Annotated in this window: 16 protein-coding genes and 1 pseudogene; 13 read left to right on the top strand and 4 right to left on the bottom strand. The window is 67.2% G+C overall.

Translation table 11 applies throughout. The features are described 5' to 3' along the window. Nucleotides 1-29: 29 nt before the first annotated feature. The 10 genes and pseudogenes from AC5Y3P_RS11015 (at nucleotide 30) to AC5Y3P_RS10970 (ending at nucleotide 11,890) form a co-directional block, all read left to right on the top strand. Nucleotides 30-874, top strand: a pseudogene (locus AC5Y3P_RS11015) (SDR family NAD(P)-dependent oxidoreductase). A gap of 180 nt (nucleotides 875-1,054) precedes the next feature. After that, a complete protein-coding gene (locus tag AC5Y3P_RS11010) occupies nucleotides 1,055-2,881 on the top strand; it encodes a flavin-containing monooxygenase (RefSeq protein WP_500045934.1) in 1,827 nt (608 codons plus the stop codon). Beyond that, nucleotides 2,878-3,492 carry a TetR/AcrR family transcriptional regulator gene (locus AC5Y3P_RS11005; protein WP_500045933.1) on the top strand — a complete coding sequence of 205 codons (615 nt, stop codon included), beginning with the start codon at nucleotides 2,878-2,880 and terminating at the stop codon, nucleotides 3,490-3,492. The genes AC5Y3P_RS11010 and AC5Y3P_RS11005 overlap by 4 nt, the downstream gene beginning before the upstream one ends. A 40-nt stretch (nucleotides 3,493-3,532) precedes the next feature. Further along, a complete protein-coding gene (locus tag AC5Y3P_RS11000) occupies nucleotides 3,533-4,153 on the top strand; it encodes an LLM class flavin-dependent oxidoreductase (protein ID WP_500045932.1) in 621 nt (206 codons plus the stop codon). Between the two features lie 35 nt (nucleotides 4,154-4,188). Next, nucleotides 4,189-4,830 (top strand): LLM class oxidoreductase, encoded by a 642-nt coding sequence (locus AC5Y3P_RS10995; RefSeq protein WP_500045931.1) that lies wholly within the window; start codon nucleotides 4,189-4,191, stop codon nucleotides 4,828-4,830. Between the two features lie 87 nt (nucleotides 4,831-4,917). Then, nucleotides 4,918-6,318 (top strand): aldehyde dehydrogenase family protein, encoded by a 1,401-nt coding sequence (locus AC5Y3P_RS10990; protein ID WP_500046072.1) that lies wholly within the window; start codon nucleotides 4,918-4,920, stop codon nucleotides 6,316-6,318. A 133-nt stretch (nucleotides 6,319-6,451) separates the two neighbouring features. Then, the gene (locus AC5Y3P_RS10985; RefSeq protein WP_500045930.1) at nucleotides 6,452-7,825 is read left to right on the top strand and encodes a hemopexin repeat-containing protein; all 1,374 of its coding nucleotides are present in this window, start codon (nucleotides 6,452-6,454) and stop codon (nucleotides 7,823-7,825) included. A gap of 27 nt (nucleotides 7,826-7,852) precedes the next feature. Beyond that, nucleotides 7,853-9,679, top strand: a complete 1,827-nt coding sequence (locus AC5Y3P_RS10980) for a hypothetical protein (RefSeq protein ID WP_500045929.1) — start codon at nucleotides 7,853-7,855, stop codon at nucleotides 9,677-9,679. Continuing rightward, entirely contained in the window at nucleotides 9,676-10,956 is a 1,281-nt protein-coding gene (locus AC5Y3P_RS10975; RefSeq protein WP_500045928.1) for a ComEC/Rec2 family competence protein, read from the top strand. The genes AC5Y3P_RS10980 and AC5Y3P_RS10975 overlap by 4 nt, the downstream gene beginning before the upstream one ends. A gap of 148 nt (nucleotides 10,957-11,104) precedes the next feature. Continuing rightward, a complete protein-coding gene (locus AC5Y3P_RS10970) occupies nucleotides 11,105-11,890 on the top strand; it encodes a hypothetical protein (RefSeq protein WP_500045927.1) in 786 nt (261 codons plus the stop codon). Between the two features lie 190 nt (nucleotides 11,891-12,080). Here AC5Y3P_RS10970 and AC5Y3P_RS10965 read toward each other — a convergent pair whose 3' ends face one another. Beyond that, nucleotides 12,081-12,953 (bottom strand): formylglycine-generating enzyme family protein, encoded by an 873-nt coding sequence (locus AC5Y3P_RS10965; protein WP_500045926.1) that lies wholly within the window; start codon nucleotides 12,951-12,953, stop codon nucleotides 12,081-12,083. A 42-nt stretch (nucleotides 12,954-12,995) separates the two neighbouring features. Beyond that, nucleotides 12,996-14,381, bottom strand: coding sequence for an alpha/beta hydrolase family protein (locus tag AC5Y3P_RS10960; protein ID WP_500045925.1), 1,386 nt, complete (start codon nucleotides 14,379-14,381; stop codon nucleotides 12,996-12,998). A 225-nt stretch (nucleotides 14,382-14,606) separates the two neighbouring features. Here AC5Y3P_RS10960 and AC5Y3P_RS10955 point away from each other — a divergent pair, with 225 nt between their 5' ends. Next, nucleotides 14,607-15,977, top strand: a complete 1,371-nt coding sequence (locus AC5Y3P_RS10955) for a wax ester/triacylglycerol synthase domain-containing protein (protein ID WP_500045924.1) — start codon at nucleotides 14,607-14,609, stop codon at nucleotides 15,975-15,977. 31 nt (nucleotides 15,978-16,008) lie between these two features. Here AC5Y3P_RS10955 and AC5Y3P_RS10950 read toward each other — a convergent pair whose 3' ends face one another. After that, complete coding sequence (locus tag AC5Y3P_RS10950) at nucleotides 16,009-17,154, bottom strand: 3-keto-5-aminohexanoate cleavage protein (protein ID WP_500045923.1); 1,146 nt, start codon at nucleotides 17,152-17,154, stop codon at nucleotides 16,009-16,011. A 239-nt stretch (nucleotides 17,155-17,393) separates the two neighbouring features. Between AC5Y3P_RS10950 and AC5Y3P_RS10945 the strand changes: the two genes are divergently transcribed. Beyond that, complete coding sequence (locus tag AC5Y3P_RS10945) at nucleotides 17,394-18,008, top strand: TetR/AcrR family transcriptional regulator (RefSeq protein WP_500045922.1); 615 nt, start codon at nucleotides 17,394-17,396, stop codon at nucleotides 18,006-18,008. A 236-nt stretch (nucleotides 18,009-18,244) separates the two neighbouring features. On the opposite strand, the gene AC5Y3P_RS10940 is transcribed toward AC5Y3P_RS10945, so the two are convergent. Further along, entirely contained in the window at nucleotides 18,245-18,583 is a 339-nt protein-coding gene (locus tag AC5Y3P_RS10940; RefSeq protein ID WP_500045921.1) for a hypothetical protein, read from the bottom strand. Nucleotides 18,584-18,721: 138 nt separating this feature from the next. On the opposite strand from AC5Y3P_RS10940, the gene AC5Y3P_RS10935 reads away from it, so the two are divergent. Then, on the top strand, nucleotides 18,722-20,173 hold the full coding sequence (locus tag AC5Y3P_RS10935; RefSeq protein ID WP_500046071.1) for a serine/threonine-protein kinase: 1,452 nt from the start codon (nucleotides 18,722-18,724) through the stop codon (nucleotides 20,171-20,173). Nucleotides 20,174-20,208: the final 35 nt, after the last annotated feature.

Raw genomic sequence — 20,208 nt, 5'->3', positions numbered from 1 at the left:
CGGCGCCGGTGTTGTGACATCGTGGACCGATGGGTCAACTACGAGGACTTCGGGTCGCGATCACCGGCGGGGCCCAAGGTGTCGGGCGGTCGATCGCGCAGGCGCTGATCGGATCCGGGGCCACGGTGGCACTCGGCGACATCCAGGATCAGGCCGTGCAGCAGACGGCCGCCGAGTTGGGCGCCCAGGCATCCGGGCACCGGCTCGACGTCACCGACGCCGCGTCGTTCTCGTCGTTCCTCGATGCCGCGTCGGCACGCTGGGCGGGCTCGATGCGCTGGTCAACAACGCCGGCATCATGCCGATCGGTGACTACCTGGCCGAAGACCCGGCACTGACCCGGCGCACGGTGGAGATCAACCTGATCGGCATGATGACCGGAACCCGGTTGGCGGGCAACCGGTTCCGCGATCGTGGCAGTGGACACGTCGTCAACATCGCATCGGTGATGGGCACGCTGGCATCGCCGAACGCGGCCACCTATTGCGCCACCAAGTACGCCGTGGTGGGGCTGAGCGCTGCGCTGCGCCAGGAGTGGCGCGGCACCGGGGTGCGGATCTCGGCGATCTGCCCGGGCTTCGTGCGCACCGAACTGATCGCCGGGATGTCGGCCCCGGGCCTGCTGGACCGGTTCGTGGTCGTCGACCCCGACGACGTCGCCGTCGCGGTGCGCAGGGAACTCGCCCGGGGCGCCTCCCGCACCGTGTTCGTACCCAGGCTGGTGGGCCTGATCTCGAAGGGGTCGGCGGTGCTGCCGGCCGGCCTGGTCGACACCGTGTTCCGGGTGTCCGGTGGCACCAAGGTCACCGCCGAACTCGATCAGAGTCAGCGCGCGGGGTACCAGGCCCGCATGCACGGCGATCCCGACCAGTAAGCACCGCCGCCCGACCGGATTACCGGGCCCACAGTGGCGCCGATCAACGCTGTCGCGCGCCGCCGAGCGCTGTCCAGCGGAAGCCCTTCCCGATATACGCCTTGTCTGGCAAGATACTCGTCAGTCTGTTCACCAGACACACTGTCTAGTGAGTTTCCAGGGACGCGAGGAGCGCTACGCATGCCAGACACGGCCGTTGAGCTGGGGCCGCAGCCTGCCGAGTACGACGCCGCATGGGTCCGGGCGAAGTACGCCCTGGAACGCGACAAGCGACTGCGCCCCGACGCGGTGGGCCAGTTTGTCGAGGTCACCGCCGATTTCTCGCATTACGCCGACGACCCGTGGACCGAACGGGTGGAGCGCGACCCGGTGCACGACCACGTTCAGATGGCGATCATCGGCGCCGGACTGGGCAGCATCCTGGCCGCCGCACGCCTGCAGGAAGCGGGCATCGAGGACATCCGGATGATCGACACCGCCGGTGACTTCGGCGGCACCTGGTACTGGAACCGCTATCCAGGCGTGCAGTGCGACGTCGAGTCCTACATCTATCTGCCGCTACTCGAGGAACTGAACTACATCCCCACCGAGCGCTACGCCCACGGACCGGAGATCCGGGAGCACCTGCAGAACTGCGCCAAGCACTACGGCCTGTACGAGAACGCGCTGCTGCAGACCACGGTCACCGGCATGCAGTGGGACGAGCAGGCCAAGCGGTGGCGGATCACCACCGACCGCGGCGACGACTTCACCGCAACCATGGTCGCGGTGTCGCCGGGCTCGCTGACCCGCCCGAAACTGCCCGGCATCCCGGGCATCAATGAGTTCCGCGGACACACCTTCCACACCAGTCGGTGGGACTTCGACTACACCGGCGGCGACGAGAGCGGCGGGCTGAGGAAGCTGGCCGACAAGCGCGTCGGCGTCATCGGCACCGGTTCCACCGGCCTGCAATGCATTCCGCACCTGGGTGAGCACGCCGAACACCTGTATGTGTTCCAGCGCACCCCGAGCACGGTCTCCGAGCGCGGGAACCGGCCCACCGACCCGCAGTGGGCAGCCAGCCTCAAACCGGGCTGGCAGCGCGAACGGATGGAGAATTTCACCCGGGTCACCTGCGGTGTCGAGATGGAACTCGATCTGACCGACGACGGTTGGACCCAGAAGGCCCTCGCGCTCTCCGAGCCCGCCGTGGCCCGGGAGACCGCGCGCCTGGGCCGGGAGATGACGCTCGAGGAGGTCACCGAGTTTCTCTTCCGCGCCGACTGGGACGCGATGGAACGGCTACGCGCGCGCATCGACGCCACGGTGCGTGACCGGAAAACCGCTGCGGCCCTCAAACCCTGGTACCGGCTCAACTGCAAACGGCCCGGCTATCACGACCAGTACCTGGACACCTTCAACCGGCCGAACGTCACGCTCGTGGACACTGACGGTCGCGGGGTCGAACGCTTCACCGAGACCGCCGTCGTGGTCGACGGGGCGGAGTACGAACTCGACGCACTGGTGTTCGCCACCGGATTCGAGGTGGGCACCGAGTTCACCCGTCGGCTCGGGTTCGAGATCGTCGGCCGCGACGATGTGCGGTTGTCCGACAAGTGGGCCAAGGGCATGCGCACCCTGCACGGGTTGCAGACCCACGGTTTCCCGAACTGCTTCTTCCTCGGCTACACGCAATCCGGGGTGTCCCCGAACTACACCCACACCGCCGAGGAGCGCGCGCACCACTTCGCCTATCTGGTACGCACTTTCGTCGAGCGCGGGGCATCAACCATCGAGGCCACCCAGGCGGCCGAAGAAGAGTGGCTGGCCGCCATGGAGGAATCCTCGGAGAAGCCCAAGGCGTTCTACGCCGAGTGCACGCCGAGCTACTTGAGTTCGGAAGGCGACAAGGAAAACCCGCACGGCATGCTGTCGACCAACTTCGGCGGTAAGCCCGTCGAGTTCTTCGACATGCTGGCGAAGTGGCGTGCCAACGGTCGGCTCGAAGGGGTGATCCTTGCGTGACCGACACCAGTGAGCTGAGCGAGACCGACTCCGCCGCACCGAAACTCACGATGCGCGACCGGCATCGCTTGATGACCCGGGAGCACATCCAGGCCGCGGCGCTGGAGGCTTTCGCCGAGCGCGGCTACGTCGCGGTGACCATCGACGACATCGTGCGGCGCGCCGGGATCGGCCGGGCCACCTTCTACCTGCACTTCGACAGCAAGGCCGCGGTGCTGCGCGAGCTGCGCAACACCCGGATGACGGTGTGGTCCCAGCAGGACGCGCCGCGCGGCGGCAAGTCGGGGCGCCCGTCGATCCGGTCCTTCTTCGAGAAGGTGGTCGACTTCTACACCTCGGCACCCGAGCTGTACATGGCGCTGCACCAGGCCCGCGCCGCCGACCCGGACTTCGCCGAAGCGCACCGCGCCACCATGGAAGCCAATGTCGGGGAATGGATTCGCGCCGACGCCATGCCCGGCGCCGACGAGAACCAGATCCGGCTGGCGATCGCGATGATGTACACCATGGTCGACTCGTTCATGCATTTGTGGCTGGTCGACGGCTGGCCGCTGGAACGCGAAGCGGCGATCGAGGCCATGACTGACGCCCTGCACGCCACCATGCGCTGAATCCTGCGCTGACATTCCCAGAACCCTTGATAGGAGCACGATGTCGCAACGACGCTATCTGCACTTGAACCTGGTGGCCAATGACATCAACTTGCACCAGGGCGCCTACGGCTACGAACAGGCGCACGGAGTGGCCGACCGCAGCACGTTCGAACGACTGCTGGAGTACGGCCGGTTCGGCGACGAGGGGCTGTTCACCGCGCTGTTCGTCGGCGACATTCCCGGTCTGCAGGGCTCCCCGGCGTTCGACGGCGGCCCGGCCGAGCCGATCACCGCGCTGACCGCGATCGCGCAGCACACCAAACACGTTGGCCTGATCGCGACCGCCTCGACGACGTTCTACGACCCGTACAACCTGGCCCGGCTGCTGGCGTCGCTGGATCAGGCATCGGACGGCCGCGCCGGGTACAACGCGGTCACCTCGGTGATCGACGACTTCGCGCTGAACTACAGCCTGACCAAGCATTTGGAACGCGAGGAGCGCTACCAGCGCGCCGACGAGTTCCTCGACGTGCTGCGCGCGCTGTGGGACAACCGGGAGCTGCGCCGCGGCCCGGACGGCCGCATCCGGTTCCATGCCGAGCCGATCAACCACCACGGCAACCTGTTCCAGGTGGCCGGTGCGCTCAACGTCGCCCCAGCCGGCAGGGCCGGCCGCTGATCGCGCAGGCCGGCGGATCCGGTGCGGGCATCCGAGTGGCCGCCAAGCACGCCGAGATGGTGTTCACCAACTCCTCGACCCGGGAAACCGCGGCGGTCTACCGCGAGACCCTGGACAAGGCGCTGGCCGAGCAGGGCCAGGCGCCCGGTTCGGTACCGCCGATCCCCGGCCTGATCCCCTACCTGGGCCGCACCGCCGCCGAAGCCGAGGAGAAGCTGCACGAACTGGACAGCTACGTCGACTGGACCCCGATCGCGCCATTTGCTTTGGGACAGTTCGGTTTGCAGATCCCGTTCGACGACATCAACGAGCCGTTCCCGGTCGGGCAGCTGCCGGCACCGGCCGACGTCGAGAAGACCATCAAGAGCACGTTCGGCAACTATGTGTCGCTGTACAACTGGATTCAGGAGCACCCGGGCGTGACCGTGCGCGACGTCGTCGCGCAGGCCGTCGGCCGCGGCGGCGCCACCCACCGCAAGTTCGTCGGCTCCTACGACGACCTCGTCGACGACTTCGCGGCCTGGCACGCCGACGGCAACGTGGGCGGGTTCAACCTGATGTTCTCGGCCGGCGCCCACTCCATCCGGGAGTTCATCGACGAGGTGGTCCCCCGGCTGATCGACCGCGGGCTCTACCGCGCCACGCCGCATGACCGTCCGCTGCGAGAGCGGTTCTGAGACAAGTCTTCTCCCCAGTCCCCCACTCCCAACATCAACGTCAACGCCGATGAATTTCGAGAGGATGCCCGACAAGTGACCAGCACCATGATTCCGGTTTTCGACCCGTCCAGCGAGGAGCAGATCGCCGAGGTCGTAGATGCCGACCAGGCCGCCGTCGACGCGGCGGTGGCGCGCGCGAGGGAGACCTTCGAATCCGGCGCATGGCGCAAACTGCCGGCAGCGCACCGCGCCGAGGTGCTGTTCCGGGCCGCCGAGATCATCAAGGCGCGCACCGAGGAACTCGCCGAGATCGAGGCCCGCAACAACGGCATGAACGCCGTGGCCGCCCAGCAGATCATCAAGGTCGCCAACGAGATGCTGATCTACTACGCCGGCTGGGTTGGCAAGATCCACGGCGAATCGGCCAACCTGATCTCCGACGGACTGCTCGGCCACTTCGAGGAATACCACACCTTCACCCAGCTCGAACCGGTCGGCGTGGTCGGGTTGATCATCCCGTGGAACGGTCCGTTCTTCGTCGCGATGCTCAAGGTCGCCCCCGCACTCGCGGCCGGCTGCAGCGCGGTACTCAAGCCGGCCGAGGAGACCCCGCTCACAGCACTCAAGCTCGAGGAGATCTTCCGCGAAGCCGGCCTGCCCGACGGTGTGCTCAACGTCATCACCGGCTACGGCGAGACCACCGGCGCGGCGCTCACCGCGCACCCGGACGTCGACAAGATCGCCTTCACCGGTTCGACCGAGGTGGGCCGGCTGATCGTGCAGGCCGCGGCCGGCAACCTCAAGCGCCTGACGCTGGAGCTCGGCGGGAAGTCACCGCTGATCATGTTCGACGACGCCAACCTGGACAAGGCGATCATGGGTGCAGGCATGGGACTGTTGGCCGGCTCCGGCCAGAACTGTTCCTGCACATCGCGGATCTACGTGCAGCGCGGCATCTACGACCAGGTGGTCGAAGGGTTGGCCGGGTTCGCCCAGATGCTGCCGATGGGCGGCTACACCGACCCGACCTCGGTGCTCGGTCCGCTGATCAGCGAGAAGCAACGCCAACGCGTGGAAGGCATCGTCAACGACGGCGTGGCCGGCGGCGCGGAGGTGATCACCGGCGGCAAGCGGATGGACCGTCCCGGCTACTTCTACGAGGCCACCATCGTCACCAACACCACACCGGACATGCGGCTGATCAAAGAGGAGATCTTCGGCCCGGTCGGTTCGGTGATCCCGTTCGACGAGGAAGAGGAGGCGATCGCCGCGGCCAACGACACCGAGTACGGGCTGGCCGGCGCGATCTGGACGGAGAACCTCAGCCGCGCCCACCGGGTGGCCAACGCGCTTCGGGGCGGCCAGATTTGGGTGAACTCGGCGCTGGCCGCCGATCCGTCCATGCCGATCTGCGGCCACAAGCAGTCCGGCTGGGGCGGCGAGCGCGGCAAGAAGGGGCTGGAGGCCTACTTCAACACCAAGTCGGTGTACATCGGCCTGACCTGAGTACACCTGTCGGCTACCCGGTTGATCGCCAGATCGGGTAGCCGATTACTCGTGTGCCGGCAGCGTCGGCGCACCTAATCTCGGCCCCATCGAACGGACGACGCTTCGGCGTCGCAGACTCAGGGGGACCGAGATGACCTACATCGGCTGCACCATCAAGACATTGCCGGCTGCACTCGCAGAAGCCGCCGCGGCCAAGGCAATCGAACTCAACCCGGACAATGCGCCCAGCGCGCCGTCGCGGGCTGCGCTCGGTGCGGACCTGCCGCTGTCGGCGGATACCGCGCGACGCTGGCCCAAGACCGGGGTCCGGTTGACCGTGAGCTTCCTGGACGGTCCGAGCCAGGAGTTGCGCGCCCGCATCCTGTCGCACATGAACGCATGGGGTGCCTGGGCCAATGTGCGCTTCACCGAAACCGCGGGCACCGGCCAGGTGCGGATCGCGCGCACGGCCGACGACGGCTACTGGTCGTATCTGGGTACCGACATACTGTCGATCCCCGCGCACGAGCCGACGATGAACCTGGACAGCTTCACCATGAACACCCCGGACTCCGAGTACCACCGGGTGGTGCGCCACGAGACCGGTCACACCCTGGGCTTCCCGCACGAGCACCGGCGCAAGGCCATCGTCGACCGGATCGACCGGGAGAAGGCCATCGCGCTGTTCATGCGCACCCAGGGCTGGTCCCGCGAAGAGGTCATCGCACAGGTGCTGACCCCGTTCGACAACTCGGCGCTGATCGCGTCGGCGGCCACCGATCCGCACTCGATCATGTGCTACGGGCTGCCCGCCGAGATCATGAAGGACCGGATCGCGGTACCGGGCGGAGCCGACATCGGCAATCTGGACGCCACCTTCGCCGGGCAGCTTTATCCGGGTCCGGTGGCGCCGACCTCGGTGTGGCCCAACGGCAAGGTTTATCTGTTCAAGGGCAGCCAATACGCGCGCTACGACGTCAAGACCGACAAGGTGGACGCGGGTTACCCGCTACCGGTGGCCGGCAACTGGCCCGGTTTTCCGGCCGACTTCGCCGCCGGTATCGACTCGGGGCTGCTCTGGACGACCGGCAAGGCCTACTACTTCCGGGGTTCGCAGTACATCCGGTTCGATGTGGTCAACGACCGGGTGGATCCCGGCTATCCGCGGCCGATCGCCGGCAACTGGCCGGGCCTGTGGGCAGACCGGATCGACGCTGGGGTGGTGTGGCCGAACGGCAAGGCGTACTTCTTCCGCGGCTCGCAGTACATGCGCTACGACATTGCCGCCGACCGGGTGGACCCCGGCTACCCGCTGCCCATCGCCGGGAACTGGCCCGGCATGCCGGCGGCGTTCGCAGCGGGCATCGACGAGATAGTGCTGTGGCCCAACGGAAAGGCCTACCTGTTCAAGGGCTCGCAGTACGTGCGCTACGACGTGGCTGCCGACCGGGTGGATCCCGGCTACCCGTTGCCGATCGACCCGCACTGGCCCGGTCTGTGGACCAGCGGCGTCGGAACCCGTTGAACCACAACGCAGCTCGGAAGTATCACCATGACGACTGCACGAATTTGCGGGCCCCGGCTCGCCACCCCGCGCCGACGACGGTTGCGTACCTACGCCTTCGACCCGATGTCCACCCGGCTGTCCGGGCGCTACCTGACCGTCAGCGTGCCGTACGAGACCGCGCTGCGGCCAGGCCCACGCGGCGAGTCGGTCGAGGTGGTCGACTACGACCCGGTGCACGACACCTGGTCGGCGATGGTCGATTTGGATGATCCGTTCGTGCTGGCCCAGGACGGGATGGAACCCACCGAAGGTGACCCGCGGACCCACCAACAGATCGTCTATGCCGTCACCACCAGTGTGTTGGAGCGCTTCGAACGGTACCTGGGCCGCCGGTTCCGGTGGCGCGGCGAAACCCGCCTTCGGCTGGTGCCACACGCCTTCGAAGGCCGCAACGCCTACTTCGACCCGGACCGCAAGGCGGTGCTGTTCGGATTCTTCCGGGCTGACGAAAACGATCCCGGCCCCAACCTGCCCGGCCAGGTCATCTTCACCTGCCTGTCCTCCGACATCATCGCGCACGAGGTGACGCACGCGATCGTGCACCGGTTGCGCCGGTACTTCTCCGAGGCCACCAATCCCGACGTGCTGGCCGCCCACGAGGCGTTCGCCGATCTGATCGCACTGTTCCAGCATTTCAGCCACCGCGAGGTGGTGTACGACGCGGTGACCACCACCTCCGGCGAAATCCACCAGGGCGGTGTGCTGTTCGATCTGGCCGACGAGTTCGGCAGGTCGTCCGGGCGGGGCGCGGCGTTGCGTTCGGCGATCGATCCCAAGATCCCCCGCGAGGTGCAACGCAGCCCGGAGCGGTTCCGCACCGCGACCGAACCGCATGAACGCGGCGCCTGCTTCGTGGCGGCGGTCTTCGACGCCTACTCCGACCGCTTCCAAAGCGCGATCGCCGACCTGCTGCGGATCGCCAGCCAGGGCACCGGTGTGCTGCCCGCGGGCCGCCTGCATCCGGATCTGGTCGACCGGGTGACCACCGAGGCGGTCCGGATCGCCGATCGGCACCTGGCGATGGTGGTCCGCGCCTTCGATTACCTGCCGCCGGTCGACGTCACGTTCGGTGACATCGTCCGGGCCATCGTCACCGCCGACCACGCGCTCTACCCCGAGGATTCACTGCGGCTGCGGGCAGGTCTGGTGGAGTCGATGCGGCGGCGCGGAATCGTTGCCGCGCAGGTCACCTCGCTCACCGAGTCCGCGCTGCTGTGGCCACCGCCGAGCAGGCCGCTGAGCCTGGTTCCCGAGGTGCCGGTCGCCGACCTGGTGCTGGAGGCCGCGATGGACCTCGACACCGACAGTGCACCGGGCCGCCACGACCCGGACTTCTACCGCAAGCTGCACGCCTGGGCGGTGGCACATGCCCTGACGTTGGGCCTGGACCCGGCGTTCGGTTCGGCGATCGCGATCGAGAGCGTGCACGTCACGTTCCGGTTGGCCGACGATCGCCAACCCCGGCCCGAGGTGGTGATCCAGTTGGTGCAGCGCCGCAAGGATCTCGAAGCCCAGCTGCAACCGGGGTTGCCGGCCGCGGCACGCACGCCGCTGCGGGCCGGCACCACGTTGATCGCCCGGGTCAGTGGCGAGGTGATCCATGTGATCACCAAACCGTTGCCGTTCTCGGTCGCCCCGACCGATGCCAGCGTCGAGTTCTTCCACTATCTGGGCACCGAACGGCTGCACACGCTGCAGAACTGGTTCGGTCAGGTCGACAACGATGACCCGCTGGCGCCCTGGTTGACCGAACCCGCGGTCAACCGGCTCGGTTTCGCCAATCTGCACTGCGACGACACGGACCGGGGGTGAGCACGATGGCCGGCACCACCGTCGAGGTCCGGATGTACAACGTAGGGTTCGGTGACGCGTTCCGGATCACCGTGCGCGACGACACCGATGTGTGGCGGATGCTGGTGGACTGCGGTCGGCATTTCCAGAGCGCGCAAGCCCCGCCGATCGATGACACGGTGCGAACCCTGATCGCCGACCTGGCCGAAGAATGCGATGGCACACCGCATCTGGACGTGCTGGTGGCCACCCACCGACACCAGGACCACATCTCGGGATTCGCCTGCGATGAGTGGCAGCAGGTGTCGGTCGACACGGTGTGGCTGCCGTATGTCGAAGACCTCGACGACCCGGATGCCACGGCGCTGCGGACCCGGCAGGCCAGGGCCACCAACCAACTCGCCGCCCTGATCTCCGCGCGGCAGGCGTTGGCGGTGGCGGGTTCGGCACCAGCGCGGCGGTTGTCCGAAGCAGCTGCGTTCGTGTCGAATTCGCGGGGCAACGCCGCGGCCATGGAGCGGCTGCTGGGCAGCGCCGGCAAGGGCTTCGGCACGACGCACCGAGTCCGGTTCTTCCCGCAGCCGGACAGCACCGACGACGTCGTCGACATCGGACGCTGCGGGATCGTCGCGCACGTCCTGGGGCCGTCGCGCGATCCGGCGATGCTCAAGAAGATGGCCCCGCCGTCGCGGGTCGGTTGGCTGCGGTTGAACCTGGACGAGGACGTCGAGCCGCCGGCCGGCAACGGTCGACCACTGTTTGCGCCGCAGTACACCCTCGCGCCGGACGACGTGCCGGAGGAATTGTGCGCCCTCCGTCGAACCCTGGCGTTGTCGGCGGTCAGCGACGACATGGCTGTGCTGGCGGCCGCGTCGGTGTTGGAACGCTCGGTCAACAACACCAGCCTGTTCTTCGTGCTGGACGTGGCGGGTTTTCGGATGCTGTTCCCCGGCGACGCGCAGCACGGCGCCTGGCAGCACGTGCGCAGCGACCCGGCGGCGGCCGCGTTGATCAACGACGCCGATTTCTACAAGGTCGGCCACCACGGCTCGCACAATGCGACGCCCAAGGATTTCGTGCTGAGCGACTGGCACACCCACGGCGACGCGATGGTGCCGTGGGGACTCGTCGAACGCTGGCGGGACACCATCCCGAAACAGGAGTTGCTCACCGCGCTCGCCGAGCGGGAGCACGCCGTGGTGTTGCCGACACCGGCAAGGCCCAGCGCCGACGACCTCGCGCCGCGCGGCAAGCTGGAACAGAACGAGCGGTGGACCCAGCTCACCTTCACGGTGTAGCCGGGTGCACCGGACAGCAACTCACTGCGCAGCAGCCGCGAACCGCTTCGCCGCCTCGAACTGGTTGGCCGGGCGGGCCAGACCGCCCGCGCCGAGGTTTTGCCGGCAATCAACATTGGTGGCCGGCCGCGAGCGCTACCGTCGAACGATGAGTGACTCAACGCTGCTATCCAAGCTGGCCGTGGCCGCCGTCGCCGTTGCGCTGGGCGCCGCCGGTACGGCATGCACCTCGGGTGATTCGGGCTCGGAGGCGAGCACTGAGACCGTTACGGCGACCACTGCGGACACCACCACCGCCGGTCCCACGACCGGCGCGGAGGCGGGGTTCACCGGGTTCATCGAACCGGTCGACGGCGCCCAGGGCGCCGTCACCTACCAGGCGGAGCTGCCGCAGCTGCGTGGCGGCGACGCGGCGGTGCGCGACAAGTTCAACGCCGCGGTGCGCGCAGCCCTCGACGACTATCTGCAGCCCAGTGACGACGGTAGGTCAGTGACGATCGCGCCCGGTGTCCTGCACGACGATGAGCGCAGCGAGGTCTCACATATCGGTAACGGTTCGGTGGCCGCCGTGTTGGTGCTGAACATCTTCGTCGACCAGGCCGCGCACCCGTTCAACGCGGTGGCGACCACGGTGCTCGATGCCGGAACCGGTGAGCCGATCATGATCACCGACCTGTTCACCGACCCGAACGCCGGGTTGACGGCGCTGGTGGATGGGATCAAGGCCGAGATGGCCGACGAGGACGAACTGGCCAACCAGCCTGCGCCCGACCCGGTCGCCGATCAATTGGCGAATTGGGTGCCTGATGACGACGGGCTGGAGGTCTATATCCCGGTCGCGCATGTCCTCGGCGACTACTACCCGGTGAGCGTGGACTGGGACGTGCTGGACGGAGTGCTCGCGCCGGGTATGCGGGACACGTTGACGCGTTAGCAGCGGCGCTGCGCCCGCGAAACCCCGGTCAGGCGTGCACTCGTTGCACACCGGGTGCGGCGAAACCAGCCACCCTGCTTGCACTGGCTGCTCATTCCCACATTTGTGACACCGCTCAGCGCCACCACATGCATATTGCACATGCCGGTGCTGAGCGGTGTCACAAATGCACACTTCGACAGGCAATCGGCTAGCCGATACAGCGGAACCCGATGTGAGTGGCGGCGCTGTCCTGCGATTGCGAGGACCGGGCGGCCGGGCGGTAGCGGTGGCAGTATTCCGGCGCGCACAGATGCGAGCCGCCCTTGATCACCTGATGCACCGTCGGGTCACCACCGGGCGGCGGACAGCAGGGCGAGAGTTGCGGAGTTGCGGTGTGCCGCGGGCTGAATCGGGTCTTGGTCCATTCCCAGACGTTGCCGATCATGTCGTTCAGGCCGAACGCATTCGGCGGGAACGTACCCACCGGGGAGGTGCCGACCCAGCCGGCGGCGCTGTCGTTGCGGTACGGGAAGTTGCCCTGCCAGGTATTGGCCATCAGCTGGCCGCCGGGCCGGACGTCGTCACCCCACGGGTAGGTGGTGACGCTGCCGGCGCGGGCGGCGTACTCCCACTGTGCTTCGGTGGGCAGCGCACGACCGGCCCAGGCCGCGTAGGCGGTTGCGTCCGGGTAGGCGACCTGCACCACCGGATGATCGGGCCGATCTTCCACCGAAGACGCCGGTCCGGTGGGGTGCTTCCAGCAGGCACCCGGCACCCAGGTCCACCATTGCCGCCAATCCCGCAGATCCACCGGACCGTCGGTGGGCCGAAACACCAGCGCGCCGGGGACCAGATCCTCGGCGGGCACGCCCGGAAAGGCCGCCGGGTCGAGTTGCTGTTCGGCGACGGTCACATACCCGGTGGCCTGGACGAACGCGGCGAACTGGGCGTTGGTGACCGGGTGCGCTTCGATGGCGAACGGGTCGACCGTCACCGGGTGCGCCGGGGCTTCCTCCGGATAGAAGTCTGTCGACCCCATCGGGAAGGTGCCGCCGGGCAGATCGACCAACGCGCTCAGCATTCCGACAGCGTAGGCAGCGACACCCACTGCCAGTCGGCAGGATCAGCCAATCCGGCCCAGTTGCTCGTCCAGCCAGCCGAACACCCGCTGCTCGAAAAGAGTCGCGGCGCCGGCTTCGTCGTGCTCGCCGGCACCTTCTGCGTTACTGAACTTCAGGTACTCCTTCGGCGCGGTGATCGCGTCGTACAGCGACTGCGCGTCGTTGCCGCGCGCGTCGCTCTCGCCGGTACACAGCAGCGTCGGGCACACGATCTTGTCGGCCAATCCCTCCAGGGTGTAAGCCTGCAGGCCGCGCAGGTACTCGATCGGGGTATCGAAACCGTGCGTAAGCATGCCGCGATCGAACACCCACGCGATGTACGGACTGTCGGCCATCTCGGCTTCGAGCACGTCGTTGAGTTCGGCAGCCTCGCCGGTGTGCAGTTGATCGCGGTACTGCTCTGGGAGCAGGTTCACCGCACCCTTGCCCGGCGTGTACTGCGGCGCGTCGGCGACCAAGGCCGCGATCCGGTGTTCTGTGGCGGCGGCTCTGGGCGCCAGGAATCCGCCCCAGCTTCGGCCGACCAACCCGATCCGCTCCGGATCGACCTCGCCGCGGCCCAGCAGCCAGTCGATCTGCGGACTCACCACGGTCTCCCAATCCGGTCGGAACACCAGACCCTGCTCGATCAATGCTCCGCCCTGGCCCGGCCCATCGACCAGCAAGACCGCGTAGCCGCGCCGCAGCGCAGCCCGCCCGGTGCTGAAATAGCACTCTTCCTTGGTGCCGTCGTAGCCGCCGACCATCACCACCGTCGGGAACGGTCCGACACCGGCAGGACGCAGGAAATAGCCCTCCAAGGACGTGCCCTGATACGGGATTTCGATGATCTCGAAGTCGAATTCGCCGAGCTGAGCCGCGCGCTGGAACGAATCACGTTGCCGTCGATACGATTCGAGCAACTCCGCATCCACCGGCCGGCTGAGGTGAAAGATCCCGGACGTGCGGTAGTAGGTGCTCGCGCGCGAATACGCCGAGTTGGCGCTGACCCGCTGATTCGCGGCCTCGCTCGCCTCCCCGATGGCATAGATCCGATCGGCGGTTGCCTTCCACTCGGTGTGCCACCCCGCCTGGTCTCCCGGCGCGATACGCCGCGCAGTGACGAAGCATTCGCCGACGTCCGCACCGCCATTCGGGATGACGTCGAGCGCGCGCAGGAACTGCCCGTCGAACTCCGGGTCGTCGAAGGCCAGACCTGCCAGACCGACCGGCGGTTCGGGTGCTTCGGCAGCGGGTGGGTCACCCAGCGTTTCGCCGTCACTCGACGAGCAGGCCGCCAGCGCTGCGACCGTCAGACCTACGGCTGTCAGCCCCAGACCGGTGGCGAGCACTGTTCGCCGATTCGAGACGGTCGGGACTGGCGGGACGTGCCGGGTTTCGTCGCTCACCAGCACCAGCATGCACCAGTCACGCGTCGAAAACTGCCGGTTGGCAAGACGCTGTGGCCGTTGTGCCGACCGGGGTCGAACTACCCGAGAGTTGGCCCGTGGCCGACCATGCCCGGTGAGCCAAGGTCCCCGGTTCGGAAGCCAAAGTCCTCTCTTGGCGCCATCGGCTGGTCATCGGCCGCAGCTCCCCTACCGTGGAATACAAGGATGGCGTAGGAGAGCACCGTGGCCGAATTCATGCGCAACAGCGACGCATTCACCTGGGCAATGGAAACCGATCCGCGGCTCAGGTCGACGATCGTGGCGGTGCTGCTGCTCGACGGCACCCCGGACTGGGACGCGGTGCGTGAACGCTTCACCACCGTGAGCCACCAGTTGCCGATGCTGCGCAAACTGGTGGTGCCCTCGCCGGGCAATGTGCCGCCGCGTTGGGAGATCGCGCCCGACTTCGACCTGGACTACCACCTGCGCCGGGTGGGCGCCCCCGAGCCGGCCACCTTCGATGGCGTGCTGGAGATCGCCCGGATCGAGGCGATGGAGGCCTTCGACCCGGCGCGGCCGATGTGGCAGGCCACCTTGATCGACGGCCTGGCAGGCGGGCAGTCGGCGGTGCTGGTCAAGGTGCACCACGCGCTGACCGACGGGGTCGGCGGCATCCAGATCGGGATGTCGCTGTTCGATCTGTCGTCGACGCCCACCAAACGACACCTGTTCGCGGTGCCGGATCAGCCGGCGTCGACCCCGGATCTGCTCAGCGGCTACCGCGATGCGCTGCGCTACAACGCCGAACTGTTCGGCAAGGTGGCCGGCGGCGCGGTGCGGGCGGCGCCGAGCATGTTGGTCGAGACCGTGCGTAATCCGTTCGGCGCCGCGCGCGCCGCGGCGGCCACCGCAACCTCGATCTACCGCACGGTGCGCCCGGTGAATCGGACCGGCTCGCAGTTGATGACCGACCGCAACCTGACCCGGCACCTGCTGGCGCTGGAGTTGCCCAAGTCGCAGCTGCGGCAGGCGGCGCATCGCAGCGGCGGGGCGCTCAACGACGCGTTCGTCGCCGGTGTGGCCGGGGGTTTGCGTCGGTATCACGAGAAGCACGGCAGCCCGGTGGATGATCTGCACCTGACGATGCCGATCAACCTGCGCCAGGAGTCAGATCCGGTGGGCGGCAACCGGGTTACGTTGATGCGCTTCGACGTGCCGGTCGGCGTCCCGGACCCGGCTGAGCGGATCGCGGTGATCAAGCAGCGTTCCCGCGGTGTGCGCGACGAGCGTTCGCTGCCGCTGACCCAGGCGATCGCCGGCGCGCTGAACATGATGCCGCGCTGGTACATCGGTTCGATTCTGCGCAACGTCGACTTCGTGGCGTCCAATGTGCCGGGTGTTCCGGTGCAGGTGTACTTGGCCGGCGCGGGGCTGCGGATGCTGTATGCGTTCGGGCCGACGATCGGTGCCGCGCTGAACGTGACGCTGGTGTCCTACCGCGACACCTGCGCGGTGGGCGTCAACGTGGACACCGCGGCGATCCCGGACCCGGAATTGTTCCGGGAGTGCCTGGTCGCCGGGTTCGACGAGGTGTTGGCGCTGGCTGATCCGTAGCCGGCCGCGCCTCGGCGGAGGCCGGGTTTGCTCAGATGATCCGCGATCCCGATTGGGCGTGCACTGATTTGGTCTCGTCGTCGCACAGTTCGACCTTGATGGCCCGTTCCGGGCAGCTCGCGGCGCCCTGGATGGCCGCGTCCAGCTGCGCTTCGTTGACGTAGGCCTTGGTGACCACGCAGAAGCCTTCGGCGTCGGCTTGGTAGATCTCCGGCGCCTGGTTGTAGCAGACCCCCCAGCCCAGGCAGCGGTTCCGGTTGACGATTACCCGGATCAGCTCGGTCTCATCACGCTCGGGTGCCGCGAAGCGGGCCCGGATGTCTTGGGTGGTGGCAACACCGAGTCCCTGCTTGGCGATGAGTTTTACTGCCTTGTCGACCAATTCGCCGTTGCCGGCGGTCCGGAACAGCATCGGGTTGTCCGCGATGCCCACCCGGATGCCCAGTTTCCGTTCGAGTGCGTACTCCCAAAGTTCTTGACAGCGTTCGGCATTGCTCATCGCGTAGGGTACGACCACGATCTCGTGGTCGATCCACTTCGGGATCCGCGACACCAGGAAGTCCAGGACGGCGGGGTCGGGCTCGCTGTACGAGATCCGGCTGTCGGAGAAGAACAGCTTGATGTTCAACGGTTGCCGCAACATTCCGATCCGGGCGGCCAGCAGCACCCAGCGCAGATCGACGGCGTTGAACACCGAGATGCTGGGTGACAGCCCGAGCTTCTGGAACTGGTCGAGCTCCGGCGGACAGACGGTGTTCGTATCGTCGGGCCTGGATGCGGCGGGCTCGAAACGGCCGGTGTCTTCGTTCCACAGGGTGCCGGATGAATGGCGCGCCGCTTCGAACGGCGCGAGCAACTGCGCGACACCTTCTGGTGGCTGTGCGGCGAGGTCCCAGACGTGGTCCAGGCTTTCCGAGTAGCTGGGGTAGGCCAGCGGGTCGACGTCGCGCGCCGCCGCGGCCAGCACCGCGCGGGAGATGTCCGCGTCGGTCCAGGCTTGCCGGCCGTCGTCGTAGCGGGCGTTGAAGTGCACGACGCCGGCTCCGCGCTGGATGGTGTCCACCACGTCACGCGCGGTCTCGTCGACGCCGTAGGGCACGTGCGGGTTGTGGTCCTTGCCGACGTCCCCGTTGAGGCTGACTTCCAGGATCACTTTGTCGTCGTCACGGAAGCTCATCGCACTACTGCCCTTTGCATGCCCACTCCCCACGAGTCGATCTGGCCGATGCAGTAACGCACCCGAGTTTACACAATAAATACTTGTAAAAACATGGGGGCGGGCCTTGCGGTGCCGTATCAGCGGGGGCGACGATGTCGATTGCGCGCATTCCTGGCCGGCGCGATGCCATCGGCGACTCAGCGGAGGTCCGAGTCGCTGAGCGGCGAAGTTAGTTGTCCGGCGTCTAATATGCAGGGATGCCGTCCCCCACGCGTGGACTGACGCAGCCGGAACGCGTCGAGATCTCCAACCGGAGGATGATCGACGCCGCGGCCGCGCTGATAGTCGAAAAGGGCTGGGATGCAACGACGGCCGCCGAGATCGGGGTGCGCGCCGGCTACAGCCGGGCAATGGTGCACGCGCGCTACGGAGGCAAGGACGCGCTGCTGTCCACGCTGTTCCGCGAGGCCTACGAGGAGAAGCTCAGTCCTCGGCCGAATCGGGATGCCAGCGGCTTGGACCGGGCGCTGGGGCACCTGTCGGCGATCCTCGATCTGTATACCGAGGACCCGGACTATCTGCGCGCCATGTTCATCCTGGCCTTCCAGGCGGTCACCTTGGACTCACCGCTACGTCCGCACATGCAGTCCTGGCTGGTCAGCGGGGCCGAGAACGTACGCAAGGGCCTGCGGGACGGCGTCAAGGACGGCACCGTGCGCGCCGACGTCGACGTCACCGGCGCGGTGAGCATCATCAGCGCGGGTGTGTTCGGCGTCGCGTATCGCTGGACCATGCTCGATGACGGTGTGGACCTGCGGCGCGAGTTGGGCTATCTGCGTGCATGTTTCGTCGACGACTATGGCGTCGGGTAGCTCTGGTCAGAGATTTCCGTCGGACCATCTGGTTTGAACTGCGAACCGTAGTGGGTACAGGTGGGCAGCGGCGCCGTGGAGGCGCCCCGGAGCATGAGAGGACTACGCGGTGATTCCCTTCATTTGTCCAAGCTGCGGACACTTCGACATCGACTCCCCCGAGTGCTCGTCGTGCACGACCAAAAGTGCTGGAGCGCAGGAAGCCGCATAGCTCGGACCAGTGCGGCTGACCGGGTTCAGCGACACCCTGGTAACGGCCGGTTCCACGGCAACCAGCACGCATTGGGCGGCTCGAACGGGCCCGGCGCGGGCGGATCGTCACCTTCCCAGATCTTGACCGACACGTTGCCCTGTCCGGTGCGCACCACGTAGTAGGTGTGGCACACGTTCCAGTCCCAGTTCGGTTTAGCGTCGATCGGGCTGTTGAAGACACCCTGATAGCCGCCCGGGTCGTCGCCGGGGCACCATTGGTAGGGACCCTCGGCGGCGTGGGCGACGCCCGCTCCCAGACTGAGCCCGGCCAGGGCTACCCCGCTCAATAGCGCCGCCATGGCCAACCGCGTGAATGTGTTCATGCGGATACCTCCAATGAGTTTCTCGGGCATGCTGATGCGCGCGTTACCGAACCGTGGGGTTGCCCGGCTGACAATTGAAGGTGAGCCCGTCGATCGTCGGTTACCGTGAGCCGTGCCGCGGAACCCGAGGAGCGACGGATGGCGATGACCAGTGGCGAAACCTTCGCCGGTTATCGGATCCTGCGCCGGCTCGGCTCGGGCGGGATGGGCGAGGTGTATCTGGCCCAACATCCGCGACTACCGCGGCGCGACGCACTCAAGATCCTGCCCGCCCAGATGTCACACAACGAGGAATTCCGCGCCCGGTTCATCCGCGAGGCAGACCTGGTCGCGGCGCTGTTCCATCCACACGTCATCGGCGTGCACGACCGCGGCGAAACCGATGGCCAGTTGTGGATTTCGATGGACTACATCGACGGCCCGGACACCGGCCACCTGCTCCGTGAGCGCTATCCCCAAGGAATGCCCTGCGCGGCCGTGCTGGAGATCGTCACCGCCGTCGCTGGGGCGCTGGACTACGCGCACCACCGCGGGTTGCTGCACCGCGACGTCAAACCGGCCAACATCCTGCTCACCGATCCGGACTCCACCGATGTGCACCGGATCCTGTTGGCCGACTTCGGTATCGCGCGAACTCTGTACGAATCCCCTGGGTTGACCCAGACGAACATGGTGCTCGGCACGGTGAGCTACACCCCGCCGGAACAACTGATGGGCGCACCGTTGGATGGCCGCGCCGATCAGTACGCGCTGGCGGCGACGGCCTACGAACTACTCACCGGTGTGCCGGTGTTCGTCGATGACAATCCCACCGTGGTGATCAGTAAGCATCTCAACGCCGAGCCGCCGCCGGTGAGCGCACGGCGCCCGGACCTCGTCGCACTTGACCCGGTGCTGCGCAAGGCGCTGTCGAAGCAGCCCGACGATCGGTTCGACAGTTGCTCGGAATTCGCCGCTGCCCTGGCCCGTGCGCACACCCTCGCCGTCGCACCCCCGGTACCCGCCACGCGCGAGCGACCGGCCGCCAACCCGCCCCGGCCCGCGCGGGTTCCAACAGCACACCTGCCGACGTCCGAACGCGTACCCGCGCCGGAACCGATCCCGGTGGCACCGCAAAAGCCGTCCAGCCGTGGCTGGCTGGTGGCCGCCGGGGTGATCGCTGCGATACTGCTGGCCGTGGGCTTCCTGATCTTCCTAAAGCCCTGGGAGCAGGGCGGTTCTGAAACACCCGTCGCAGTTACCACCACCACCGCAACCACGAGCGCTGATTCGGAGATCACCTTCGAAGGCATGCGGGATGTGGTGACCGCGGTGTACGGCGCATTGCCGAATGACCCGGCACAGGCGTGGGCGAAGTTCACGCCGCACTATCAGGATCGGACCGGATACGCTGACTTCCAAGGCTTTTGGTCGACGGTGCAGTCAGTCACGGTCTTGACCGTGACCCCGCGGGACGATACCAGCGTGGTCGCGCGGTTGCGTTACGTGATGAATGATGGACGGGTCGACACCGAGGACCGTTGGCTCAGCGTTGATCTGAGCGATGGCCGGTTGCTGGTGTATGACTCGGAGCGGATCGGTCCGGCGTAGCGGTGCGGGTGGGTCGAGGCCGTTTTCGTCAGGAG

Source organism: Mycobacterium sp. NGS45, from assembly GCF_059812645.1.
This window is presented reverse-complemented; position numbering and strand designations above follow the sequence as displayed.

Excerpts from the sequence above, each read along its gene's own strand:
- AC5Y3P_RS11010 (WP_500045934.1), top strand. The coding sequence starts at position 1,055 with ATGCCAGACACGGCCGTTGAGCTGGGGCCGCAGCCTGCCGAGTACGAC.
- AC5Y3P_RS11000 (WP_500045932.1), top strand. The coding sequence starts at position 3,533 with ATGTCGCAACGACGCTATCTGCACTTGAACCTGGTGGCCAATGACATC.
- AC5Y3P_RS10990 (WP_500046072.1), top strand. The coding sequence starts at position 4,918 with ATGATTCCGGTTTTCGACCCGTCCAGCGAGGAGCAGATCGCCGAGGTC.
- AC5Y3P_RS10985 (WP_500045930.1), top strand. The coding sequence starts at position 6,452 with ATGACCTACATCGGCTGCACCATCAAGACATTGCCGGCTGCACTCGCA.
- AC5Y3P_RS10980 (WP_500045929.1), top strand. The coding sequence starts at position 7,853 with ATGACGACTGCACGAATTTGCGGGCCCCGGCTCGCCACCCCGCGCCGA.
- AC5Y3P_RS10970 (WP_500045927.1), top strand. The coding sequence starts at position 11,105 with ATGAGTGACTCAACGCTGCTATCCAAGCTGGCCGTGGCCGCCGTCGCC.
- AC5Y3P_RS10965 (WP_500045926.1), bottom strand. The coding sequence starts at position 12,953 with ATGCTGAGCGCGTTGGTCGATCTGCCCGGCGGCACCTTCCCGATGGGG.
- AC5Y3P_RS10950 (WP_500045923.1), bottom strand. The coding sequence starts at position 17,154 with ATGAGCTTCCGTGACGACGACAAAGTGATCCTGGAAGTCAGCCTCAAC.
- AC5Y3P_RS10945 (WP_500045922.1), top strand. The coding sequence starts at position 17,394 with ATGCCGTCCCCCACGCGTGGACTGACGCAGCCGGAACGCGTCGAGATC.
- AC5Y3P_RS10940 (WP_500045921.1), bottom strand. The coding sequence starts at position 18,583 with ATGAACACATTCACGCGGTTGGCCATGGCGGCGCTATTGAGCGGGGTA.
- AC5Y3P_RS10935 (WP_500046071.1), top strand. The coding sequence starts at position 18,722 with ATGGCGATGACCAGTGGCGAAACCTTCGCCGGTTATCGGATCCTGCGC.